An 11,161-nucleotide genomic window follows, 5' to 3' on the forward strand; every position below is an offset into this window, starting at 1 on the left:
GGCGGTCATGCTCCCTGACCTCGTGACCCCGGTCCATCGGTCCGCACTACGCTCGATCGCCCGGGTCGTCGACGAGACCGCCACACCCACCCCGCAGGACGAGGCACTGCAGGCGGTCACCACGCAGCTGCGCGCCACCCCGGCGCTGGTACTCACCGGTGCCGGGGTGTCCACGGATTCCGGGGTCCCAGACTACCGCGGCCCGTCGGGGTCGTTGACCCGCCACCGGCCGATGACCTACCAGGAGTTCCGCCACGACCCGGACGCCTCACACCGCTACTGGGCGCGCTCCTTCGTCGGCTGGCGTCGTATGGCCGCCGCACGGCCTAATCTCACCCACTACGCGCTCGTCGAGCTTGAGCAGGCGGGTTTGGTCACCGGGGTGGTCACACAGAACGTCGACGGACTGCACGCCGCCGCCGGCTCGCACAACCTGCTCAGCCTGCACGGGGACCTAGCGCGGGTGACCTGCCTGGACTGCGGGCACCTCGAGGACCGCCCGTCGTTGGACGCCCGACTGGAGGAACTCAACCCGGGCTACGCCGAGAGCATCCGGCTGGACCCCTCACAGGTCAACCCGGACGGCGACGTCAGCCTCGACGAAGCCCACGTCCGCGAGTTCCGCATGGCCGGGTGCCGGCGGTGCGGCAGTATCCTGCTCAAGCCGGACGTCGTCTACTTCGGCGAGCCGGTGCCGGCCGAGCGCAAGCACCGTGCGAGCGCCATGCTGGACGCGGCGTCCAGCCTGCTGGTCGTCGGCTCGTCACTGGCGGTGATGAGCGGGTACCGCCTGGCGTTGGACGCCGCGCGCCAGGGCAAGACGGTCGCGGTGATCAACGGAGGGCCGGGCCGCGCCGACCGCCGGGCCGACGTGCTGTGGCGCACCCCGGTGGCCCCGGCGTTCCTCTCGCTGCTCGACGCTCTCGACCTCTCCTGAGCGCTCAGGCGAACTCCTCAGGCAAACTCCTCCGGCACCCCGGGGTACTCCGGCGGGGTGCCGCCGAAGGCGGGGCAGATGGACTGGAAGGTGCACCAGCCGCAGAGCTTCGAGGTCTTCGGCGCGAAGTTCCCACTGCGTGCGTCGGCCCCGATCCTCGACCAGAGATCGCCAAGGTCGCGTTCCACGTAGTTGAGTTCCGCCGGGGTGGGGGAGAGCACCATGTCATCCTGCACCTTCAGGTACATCAGGCGCAGCTGCTCGGGGATGTGGTCGAACAGGCGCCACCACACCAGCGCGTAGAAACGCATCTGGAACACCGCCTGCGCAGAGAACCGGGGGATGGGTTTCTTGCCGGTCTTGTAGTCGACCACCCGGACCTGGCCGGTGGGGGCCACATCGACACGGTCGATGAACCCGCGCACCGGCACACCATTGGGCAGGGTGGTGTCCACGAACTTCTCCACGGAGTCGGCGTCGAACCCGCCCGGGTTCTCCATCTGGAAGTACCCCTTGACCAGGGAACGGGCCTCCACGAGGAAGTCCATGGTGGTGTCCTCGGGCACCAGCTCGTCGAGCTGTGGGTCCTCTGCCTTCATCTGCGTCCAGTGCGGGGAGAGCATCTTCACCGCCGCCGGGTAGGTGCGTTCCTCGCGCGGCATGCCGTGCAGGTCCTCGAGCACGGCGTGCACGAGCGTGCCCTTGACCTGGGCGACGGTACTCGGTTCGGGCAGGCGGTCGATGGCGCGCAGCCGGTAGAGCAGCGGGCACTGGCGGTAGTCGCCAACGCGCGACGGGGACAGGGCGAGGGGACGGCGGCTCACAGGTGTTCCAGCATCTTTCCGGGGTTGAGAATTGCGGTCGGGTCGAGGGCGCTCTTGACCGCGCGGTGCAGGGCGCGGTTGCCCGCGTCGATCTCGGAGGGCAGCCAGGCGGCCTTCAGCGCGCCGACGCCGTGCTCGCCGGTGATCGTGCCGCCGAGTTCCAGGCCCAGGGCCATGATGCGGTCGAAGGCGGTGGTTGCCGCGGCGACGGAGGCCTCGTCGGCGAGGTCGTAGAACACCGAGGGGTGGACGTTGCCGTCGCCGGCGTGGGCGACCAGACCCACGGAGGTTCCGGTGTCGTCGCGGATGGCCTCCACGCCGGCGCAGAAGTCTGCCAGCCGACTGCGCGGGACGCACACATCGTCGATCATTTGCCCGCCGCCGTGGGTGGAGGCGTAGCGCTCATTGGCAACCTGCACGGCACGCCGGGCGGAGACGAGCAGATCGGAGTCGACCGGGTTGTCGGCGAAGGCGACGTCCACCGCGCCGTGGGCCTCGGCGACGGCGGCAAAGGCGCGGGTGTCGTCGGCGGCGGTGGTGGCGTCCGACTGCATGAGCAGCACGGCGCCCACGGAAGCGTCCAGCCCGAAGTCACCGACCTCACCGAGCAGCCCGATGGTCATGCCGTCCATCATCTCCAGCATCGACGGGGACGCCCCGGTCGCCATGTAGGCGGCCACGGTCTGCACCGCGGCACCGACGCTGGGGAACGTAGCCAGCGCGCTCAGCGGGTCGGTCCCTAAGGGCACGACCTTCAAAGTAGCCTCCACGATCACCCCGAGGGTTCCCTCGGACCCGGTGAGCAGGGACACCAGGTCCAGGCCCGCCACGCCCTTGACGGTGCGCTGGCCCAGCCGGGTGAGGGTGCCGTCGGCGAGCACCACGGAGATCTCGCGGACGTACTGGCGGGTCACGCCGTACTTCACGCAGCACATGCCGCCAGCGTTGGTGGCGATATTGCCGCCGACCGAGGAGATCGCCACCGATCCTGGGTCCGGCGGGTAGGCGAGACCGCGGGGACGCAGCGCGTCCTTCAGGTCCTTGTTGATGATGCCGGGTTCCACGGTGACGGTCATATTCGCCTCATCGACCTCCAGCACCCGGTCCATGGAGGCCACGGACAGCAGGATGCAGCCGTCCACCGCGCATGCGCCACCGGACAGCCCGGATCGCGCACCCTGCGGCACCACGGGGACGCCGAGGGCGTGGGCGAAACGCATGGTCGCGACCACGTCGTCGACGCACCCGGCGCGCACGAGGGCCAGTGCCGCGCCGTCGGCGCGGTGCGCAGACTGGTCGGTGGCGTAGGACGCCAGGACGTCGGCGTCGGTGCTCAGCGAGCCGGTGAGCCGGCCGCGCAGCTCGGCGAGACCAGTATCGAGACCAGTAGCAGTGTCCGTCACAGGTGCTCCAGCATCTTGCCGGGGTTGAGGATCCCGGTCGGGTCCACGGCGGCCTTGATATCGCGGTGCAGGCGTCGGCTGCCCTCGTCGAGTTCGGTGGCCAGCCAGTGACTCTTCAGGTTGCCGACGCCGTGCTCGCCGGTGATGGTGCCGCCGAGTTCGAGGCCCAGCGCCATGATGCGGTCGAAGGCGTCCTGCGCGGCGGCGACGGAGGCCTCGTCGGAGGTGTCGAAGAAAACTGACGGGTGCATGTTGCCGTCGCCGGCGTGGCCGATCACGGTGACCTGGGCGCCGGTGGCGGTGCGCACGTCCTCGATACCGTCACAGAACTCCGCCATGCGGGAGCGCGGCACGCAGACGTCGTCGAGGAGCTGTCCGCCGCCGTGGGCGCGGGCGTAGTGCTCCCAGGCGGGCTGGGCGGAGCGCCGGGCGGCGACGAGGAGTTCGGAGTCCACGGCGTTGTCGGCGAAGGCCACGTCGATCGCCCCGTGCTCACCGGCGACGGCGGCGAAGGCCTCGGTGTCGTCGGCGGCGGTGGTGGCGTCCGACTGCATGATCAGCACCGCGCCGACGGAGGCGTCGAGCCCGAAGTCGCCGAGGTCGTTGACCATGGCGATGGTGGCGGCGTCCATCATCTCCAGCAGCGACGGCGCAGCACCGGTCGCCATATAGGCCGAGACGGCCTCGGCGGCGGCGCGCACGGTGGGGAAGGTGGCCAGCGCGCTCAGCGGGTCCGCCCCCAGGGGCACGACCTTCAGCGTTGCCTCCACGATCACCCCGAGGGTTCCCTCGGAGCCGGTGAACAGGCTGGCGAGGTCGAGACCGGCCACGCCCTTGACGGTGCGGTGTCCCAGGCGGGTCACCGTCCCGTCGGCGAGCACCACGGTGAGTTCGCGGACGTACTCGCGGGTCACGCCGTACTTCACGCAGCACATGCCGCCGGCATTGGTCGAGATATTGCCACCGATGGAGCACATCGCGTAGCTGCCGGGGTCCGGCGGGTATGCCAGGCCACGCGGGCGCAGCGCGTCCTTCAGGTCCTTGTTGATGATGCCGGGCTGCACGGTGACGGTCATATTCGCCTCGTCAACCTCCAGCACGTGGGTCATCGACGCCAGGGAGAGCAGGATGCCACCCTCGACGGCGTTGGCCGCCCCGGAGATCCCCGAGCGTGCGCCCTGCGGCACCACGGGGACGCCATGGGCGTGGGCGAAACGCATCGTGGCGACGACATCGTCGACGTCCACCGCACGCACCAGGGCCAGCGGTGTGCCGACCGGGCTGTACAGCGCCTCGTCGGAAGAGTGGGTGGCGAGCACGTCGGGGTCCGTGCTCAGCGAGCCGGTCAGCTGGGCGGTGAGTTCGGCAAGATCGGGAAGGCTCATTCCCGTCACTGTAGTAGCCGGTGTCCTGGCGGTGTTCTGCCGGTGCTCGCCCGCCGTCACGGTTACCGTGGTGTGCATGCACAGCAACGCACTCGCCGGATCGTCGTCCCCGTACCTTCTTGCCCACGCCGACAACCCGGTCCACTGGCAACCCTGGGGTGAGCGTGCCTTCGCCGAGGCCCGCGAGCGCGATGTGCCCGTGCTGGTGTCCATCGGCTACGCCACCTGCCACTGGTGCCATGTGATGGCTGAGGAGTCCTTCAGCGACCCGCGGATCGCCCGGATCATCAACGAGACCATGGTGGCGGTGAAGGTCGATCGCGAGCAGCACCCGGACGTGGACGCCTACTACATGCAGGCCACGGTGGCGCTCAGCGGCCAGGGCGGGTGGCCCATGACCGTGTTCACCGACCCGGACGGACGCCCGTTCTTCGCCGACACCTACTTCCCGCCGGAGCCACGCCAGGGCCGCCCCTCGTTCTCCCAGGTGCTCGATGCGGTCACCCGCACGTGGACGACCGAGCGGGGCCGGGTCGACGAGATCAGCGCCCGGCTCAACGAGGCGATCGCCGGCGGCGAAGAGGAGAGTGACGCTTCTAGTGACGCCTCCTGGGCCGCGCAGGACGCAACGACGCAACTGCCCACCCGCATCGTGCAGCGCATGCGCGCCGCAGAGCACCCCACCGGCGGCTTCGGTGGGGCGCCGAAGTTCCCGCCGGCCGCCGCACTGCTGGGCCTGGTGCGCTGGGCCGAGCGCACCGAGTCGCCGGACGCCGCCACCGAGGTGCTCGACATCGTGGGACGTACCGTCGCCGCGATGCTGCGCGGGGGCCTCTTCGACGCGGTGGACGGCGGGTTCCACCGTTACTGCGTGGACGGTGACTGGACGGTGCCGCACTTCGAGAAGACCCTCTACGACAATGCCCTGCTGCTGCGCGCCCTGTCCGCCTACCTGGTGCAGCATCCCGACGACGCCCTGGCCGCCGAGGCCTGCGAACTGACCCGCGGCTTCCTTCGCCGTGATCTGCCTGCCGACCTGCCTACTGATGCACCCGACCTACTCGCCAGCGGACTCGACGCCGACACCGTCGTCGACGGCACCCGCGTGGAGGGCTACACCTACACCTGGGCACCCGGCGAACTCGAGTCCGTCGGGCTGACCGGCGAGGGCGACGTGGACGGGCGGGTGGTGCTCACCCGGCGCGAGGGCCTGCCCCTAGAGCCGGAGGTGCGCGAGGAGTTGCGCCGGGCGCGCGCCGGGCGGCCGCGTCCTGCAGTCGACGGCAAGGTCGTCACCGCGTGGAACGCGATGGCCGCGGTCGCACTCACCGAGGCCGGCGATCCGGAGGCCGGGGCACGCACCACCCTGGCGCTGTGGCACCACGCCGTGGATACCGGAATGGGCGACAGCGACAGCACAGTTCGCGGCGTCCTACGGTGCGCCGGCACCCCGCACGCCCCGGGCACCTTGGAGGACGGGGCGTGGTTGCTGCTGGCCCTCGTGCGGCTCTGGGAGCACCAGGGGCCGACCTACCGAGGGTTGGACGTGACGGGGTCGGTCTCCGAGCTGATCCGTCACCTGCAGGTGACCTTCCACCGCGGTGCGGGCACCTGGTACGACGCGGCCACACCCGTGGCGTCCACCGGGGTGCGTCCCCGCGACCCCTACGACGGGGCCACGCCCTCGGCGGTGGCGGTGCTGGCCGAAGCATTGAGCTTCGCCGGGGCGCTGGCGACGTCGATGGACGACGCGGACGTGCGCACCATGGGCTCGCGCTGGGCGGCGGAGGCCCGGCGCATCCTCGATGCCCACCGCGGGATCGTCGAGGGCCACCTCGCGCAGGCCGGCGGTTGGTTGTGCGCCCTGGAGTGCCACCTGGCGGGGCCGGTGCAGGCCACGGTGCGCGGCGCGTCCGGCACGCAGGTCACCGCGCTGCGCACCCAGCTGGGGACGTCCTGCCTGGTATTGGACGTCGCCCACGGTGCGCGCCTGGTCGGGGAGTCTGACGGCACCGCCGCAGTGGCGCAGGTGTGCCGGGCGGGGGTGTGCGGGCTCCCCGAGGCGCTGTGAGTAGCGTGGCGCGGTTGACCCGTTACACTGTCCGGGTCACTGCCACACCAACGTAAAGGGGAACCCCGTGGCCTACTCCGGCCCGTTCCAGCCCGGCGACCGGGTCCAGCTGACCGACGCCAAGCGCCGTCACTACACCATCACCCTGGAGACCGGCGGCAGCTACTTCACCCACAAGGGCGAGATCAGCCACGACGACATCATCGGCTCCGACGAGGGCACCGTGGTGGGTTCCCACGTCGGCGGCGAGTACCTGTGCTTCCGGCACCTGCTGGTCGACCACGTGCTGTCCATGCCGCGTGGTGCCGCGGTGATCTACCCCAAGGACGCCGCCCAGATCCTCGTGGAGGGCGACATCTTCCCCGGCGCGAAGGTCCTGGAGGCCGGGGCCGGCTCGGGTGCGCTGTCGATGACCCTGCTGCGCGCGGTGGGTGCCGACGGCCAGCTGATCTCCTACGAGATCCGTGAGGACCACCTCGACTACGCCGAGGCCAACGTCACCGAGTACATGGGGGAGCACCCGGCGAACTGGGACCTGCGCCTCGGGGACCTCAAGGACGTCACCGTCGCCGACACCGACGGGCCGGTCGACCGGGTCATCCTGGACATGCTCGCCCCCTGGGAATGCCTGGAGACCGTGCGCGACCTGCTGATCCCGGGTGGAGTGTTCATGACCTACGTGGCCACCGTGCCGCAGCTGATGAAGGTCATGGAGGGCATCCGCGAGCTCAAGTGCTTCACCGAGCCCAAGGCGTGGGAGTCCCTGGTGCGCGAGTGGAAGGTCGAGGGTCTGGCCACCCGACCGGAGCACCGGATGAACGCCCACACCGCCTTCCTGGTCTGGGCCCGACGCCTCGCCGACGGCACCGTGGCACCGCGGCCGCAGCGCCGGGCACGCAAGTAGCCCTGTGCCACTAGCCCCACCACCCCAATTCAGCGTTCCTGGATAGGCTACCTTTCCTTAACATGTAGAGTGGCGCTCTATGACGCAGCACTCCACGGACCAGAATCTCCATGACGGACCGACCGCACGTGTCGACTCCGGACCTGAGTCCTACCGCCAGCTGCAACTGGCCAACCGGACCCTGGGCACACGCAACGCCAAGCTCACCGAGATGCTCAAATCCAGCCGCGACAAGCTGGACGAACTCAACTCCCGGCTGGACGCCCTGGCCGACCCACCCAGCACCTACGGCATCCTGCTGGAGACCGGTGACGGCGGGCTGACCGCCGAGGTCCACACCGCCGGTCGCCGCATGCGCCTGCCCGTCAGCCCGCGGGTGTCCCCGGGCGAACTCACCCCCGGCTCCCTCGTGCGTCTGGGGGAGGGCCAGCAGGTCGTCGAGGTCTGCGGCTACGCCGACTCCGGCGATATCGCCACGGTGGTCGAGGTCGCTGACTCCGGGCGCATCGTCGTCGCCGACAAGCTCGGCGAAGAGACCTTGATGAAATGCGCCGGTGCCCTGACCTCGGAACTGGCCGCCAAGCAGGTCGGACCCGGCGACAGCGTGGTTGTCGATCGGCGCGCCGGGTACGCCTTCGAAGTGATCTCCCGGGCCGAGGTGGAGGACCTGGTGCTCGAAGAGGTGCCGGACGTGTCCTACACCGACATCGGCGGCCTGGAGAGCCAGATCGAACAGCTGCATGACGCCGTGGAGCTGCCCTTCCTGCACCCGGAGCTCTACCGCGACTACGGTCTGCTGCCGCCCAAGGGTGTGCTGCTCTACGGCCCGCCCGGCTGCGGCAAGACCTTGATCGCCAAGGCCGTGGCGTCCTCCCTGTCGCGCAAGATCGCCACCGACGCCGGCACCCCGGACGCCAAGTCCTACTTCCTGAACATCAAGGGCCCGGAGCTGCTGAACAAGTTCGTCGGCGAGACCGAACGCCAGATCCGGCTGATCTTCGAACGTGCCCGCAAGATCGCCTCCGCCGGGCAGCCGGTGATCATCTTCTTCGACGAGATGGAGGCCATTTTCCGTACCCGTGGCACCGGGGTGTCCTCGGACGTGGAGTCCACGGTGGTCCCGCAGTTGCTCGCCGAGATCGACGGTGTGGAGGGGCTGCGCAATGTGATCGTGATCGGCGCGTCCAACCGTGAGGAGCTCATCGACCCGGCGATCCTGCGCCCGGGGCGTCTGGACGTGAAGATCCGGGTGGAGCGTCCCGACCGGTCGGCGGCGGCCGACATCCTGGAGAAGTACCTCACCGCCGAGGTGCCGATGTCCGCGGGACTGGCCGCCGCCACCGGCGGGGCCGAGGCCGCCGCGGCACACCTACGCGCCCGGGTGATCGACAACCTCTACTCCGATGAGCGGGCATACCTGACCCTGCACTACGCCGACGGCACCCACTCCGACCTGTTCTTCCGCGACTTCACCTCCGGGGCGATGCTGGCCAATATCGTTGACCGGATCAAGAAGCTCGCCATCAAGGACGTGCTGCGCGGTGAGGGCGACGGTGTCACCGAGGCGCACGTTGACCTGGCCGTCGACGAAGAGTGCCGCGACAACGACGATCTGCCGGACACCACCAACCCCGCCGAGTGGGCCCGGATCTCCGGGCACTCCACCCGACGCGTCGTGGAGATCACCATGGCGGATAGAGCAGAGCGCGCTGAGCTCACTGGGACTACAGAGCGCGCAGAGGCAGGAGCAGCACGGTGACCGAGGAGCCCCGCCGCCTGATCGGAACCGAGACCGAGTTCGGCATCATCGCCCCGGACGACCCGCACGCCAGCCCCATCGAGACCTCCACGCAGGCCGTCATCGCCTACGCGGGGGCGACCGGTTTGGGGGTGAACCGGCGAACCCGCTGGGACTACACCGCCGAGTCGCCGCTGCGTGATGTGCGCGGCTTCGACCTGCGCCGCTACCGCACCGCACCGGTGATCGACCCGAATGCCCTGGGCTCGGCGAACGTGGTGACCACCTCCGGCGCGCGGTTCTACGTCGACCATGCTCACCCGGAGTACTCCTCCCCGGAGACCACCAACGCGTGGGACGCGGTGATCTGGGACAAGGCCGGCGAGCTGGTGATGCACGCCGCCGCTCAGGCCGCCGGCGAGGTGGAGGACCAGCCGGTGCTGAAGATCCACAAGAACAACGTGGACGGCAAGGGGGCGTCCTACGGCGCCCACGAGAACTACCTCTACCCGCGTTCCTATGACACCGCCGCGGTGCAGGCCGCCCTGATCCCGCACTTCGTGACCCGCCAGGTCTACACCGGTGCCGGACGTCTCGGCCTCGGCGCCGAGAGCCAGTCGCCAGGCTTCCAGCTCAGTCAGCGCGCCGACTACATCGAGACCACCGTGTCGTTGGAGACCACGCTGAACCGCGGCATCATCAACACCCGCGATGAGTCGCACGTGGGGGAGCGGTGGGCGCGGATGCACGTGATCATCGGGGATGCGAACCTCTCGGAGTACGCCACCTTCCTCAAGCTCGGCACCACCGCCCTGGTGCTCGACGCGGTCGGCGCCGGCGCGGACTTCTCCGACCTGGCCCTCTACGAGCCGGTCGCCGCGGTGCAGCAGGTCTCCCGCGACCTGGACTGCACCAACCCGCTGCGGCTCTACGGCAACAAGGAACTCACCGCGGTGCAGCTGCAGCGCGAGATCCGACGCCGAGTGGCCGAGGCCGTGCCCGCCGAGCGCAGGCAGCGCGGCGATGATCTCGTCCTGCAGGTGTGGGGGGAGATCCTCGACGACCTGGAGCGCGACCCGATGAGCACGGCCGACCGGCTGGACTGGACGGCGAAACTCTCCCTGCTCAACGGCTACCGTGCCCGCGGGTTGGAGTGGAACCACCCCACGATGGCAGTCGTGGACATCCAGTACCACGACATCGACCCGGCCAAGGGCCTGTACAACGCCCTGGTGCGCAAGGGACGCATGCGCACCCTGGTCCCCGCCGAGGACGTCGCCGCCGCCGCGGCGCACGCCCCGAGCGATACGCGCGCCTGGTTGCGCGGCGAGGTCGCCGGACGCTTCGCCGATGAACTGCTCGCCGCCAACTGGGACACGCTCGTCCTCGACACGCCCTACGGTTCCTCATCGACGACGCGCGTACTGCTCGCCGACCCGTTGGACGGTTCGGCCGCCCAACTGCGCGAGGCGCTGGCCGACGTCGCCGACGCCGCCGGGCTGGTCCGGGCGCTCGGGGAGGTCATTCCCGGCTCCCTCGCCGGGGTCGACTGCTAGTCTGTAGACGTCAAGAACGTGCGGTGAACATCACCTAACATCTCGTACCGACCTCGCGCTCGACGCGCGGGAAAATCGTGAAGGAAGTGGTTCCACATGGCAGCCGGATCAGGCTCGACGGGTGGCTCTAGCCAGGGCCAGGTGCACGGGGGCCGTGGCCCCTCCGACGAGGACGCCGGCACCACCGACCCCTCCGCCTCCGGCCAGGAGCAGCTGCGGGTCAGCGGCACCGACGACCTCCTCGACGAGATCGACGGCCTGCTGGAATCCAACGCCGAGGAGTTCGTGAAGTCCTACGTCCAGAAGGGCGGGCAGTAGTCACGTCCGGCGAGGTGTTCACCCG

Annotated in this window: 9 protein-coding genes; 6 read left to right on the forward strand and 3 right to left on the reverse strand. The window is 69.8% G+C overall.

Features of this window, described 5'->3' with window-relative positions; genetic code table 11:
- The first annotated feature begins 7 nt into the window (after positions 1 to 7).
- The gene (locus tag ACT3SZ_RS06100; protein WP_444617476.1) at positions 8 to 937 is read left to right on the forward strand and encodes a Sir2 family NAD-dependent protein deacetylase; all 930 of its coding nucleotides are present in this window, start codon (positions 8 to 10) and stop codon (positions 935 to 937) included.
- 17 nt (positions 938 to 954) lie between these two features.
- On the opposite strand, the gene ACT3SZ_RS06105 is transcribed toward ACT3SZ_RS06100, so the two are convergent.
- Genes ACT3SZ_RS06105 through ACT3SZ_RS06115 form a run of 3 tightly spaced genes read right to left on the reverse strand, consistent with a single transcriptional unit; the run spans position 955 to position 4,549 of the window.
- Positions 955 to 1,761 (reverse strand): RecB family exonuclease, encoded by an 807-nt coding sequence (locus ACT3SZ_RS06105; RefSeq protein WP_444617478.1) that lies wholly within the window; start codon positions 1,759 to 1,761, stop codon positions 955 to 957.
- Positions 1,758 to 3,164 carry an FAD-binding oxidoreductase gene (locus ACT3SZ_RS06110; protein ID WP_444617480.1) on the reverse strand — a complete coding sequence of 469 codons (1,407 nt, stop codon included), beginning with the start codon at positions 3,162 to 3,164 and terminating at the stop codon, positions 1,758 to 1,760. Before ACT3SZ_RS06110 ends, ACT3SZ_RS06105 begins: the two co-directional genes overlap by 4 nt.
- Complete coding sequence (locus ACT3SZ_RS06115; protein WP_444617482.1) at positions 3,161 to 4,549, reverse strand: FAD-binding oxidoreductase; 1,389 nt, start codon at positions 4,547 to 4,549, stop codon at positions 3,161 to 3,163. The genes ACT3SZ_RS06110 and ACT3SZ_RS06115 overlap by 4 nt, the downstream gene beginning before the upstream one ends.
- A 76-nt stretch (positions 4,550 to 4,625) precedes the next feature.
- Between ACT3SZ_RS06115 and ACT3SZ_RS06120 the strand changes: the two genes are divergently transcribed.
- The 5 genes from ACT3SZ_RS06120 to ACT3SZ_RS06140 all read left to right on the forward strand — a co-directional run bounded on the left by ACT3SZ_RS06120 (position 4,626) and on the right by ACT3SZ_RS06140 (position 11,136).
- Positions 4,626 to 6,620, forward strand: a complete 1,995-nt coding sequence (locus ACT3SZ_RS06120; RefSeq protein WP_444617484.1) for a thioredoxin domain-containing protein — start codon at positions 4,626 to 4,628, stop codon at positions 6,618 to 6,620.
- 67 nt (positions 6,621 to 6,687) lie between these two features.
- A complete protein-coding gene (locus ACT3SZ_RS06125) occupies positions 6,688 to 7,524 on the forward strand; it encodes a tRNA (adenine-N1)-methyltransferase (protein ID WP_444617485.1) in 837 nt (278 codons plus the stop codon).
- Positions 7,525 to 7,603: 79 nt separating this feature from the next.
- Entirely contained in the window at positions 7,604 to 9,283 is a 1,680-nt protein-coding gene (arc, locus tag ACT3SZ_RS06130) for a proteasome ATPase (RefSeq protein WP_444617486.1), read from the forward strand.
- Positions 9,280 to 10,818 carry a depupylase/deamidase Dop gene (dop, locus tag ACT3SZ_RS06135; RefSeq protein ID WP_444617488.1) on the forward strand — a complete coding sequence of 513 codons (1,539 nt, stop codon included), beginning with the start codon at positions 9,280 to 9,282 and terminating at the stop codon, positions 10,816 to 10,818. The genes arc and dop overlap by 4 nt, the downstream gene beginning before the upstream one ends.
- A 96-nt stretch (positions 10,819 to 10,914) precedes the next feature.
- Entirely contained in the window at positions 10,915 to 11,136 is a 222-nt protein-coding gene (locus ACT3SZ_RS06140; RefSeq protein WP_301442341.1) for a ubiquitin-like protein Pup, read from the forward strand.
- Positions 11,137 to 11,161: the final 25 nt, after the last annotated feature.

This window comes from Corynebacterium sp. AOP40-9SA-29 (assembly GCF_052377405.1).
Taxonomy (GTDB): Bacteria; Actinomycetota; Actinomycetes; order Mycobacteriales; family Mycobacteriaceae; genus Corynebacterium.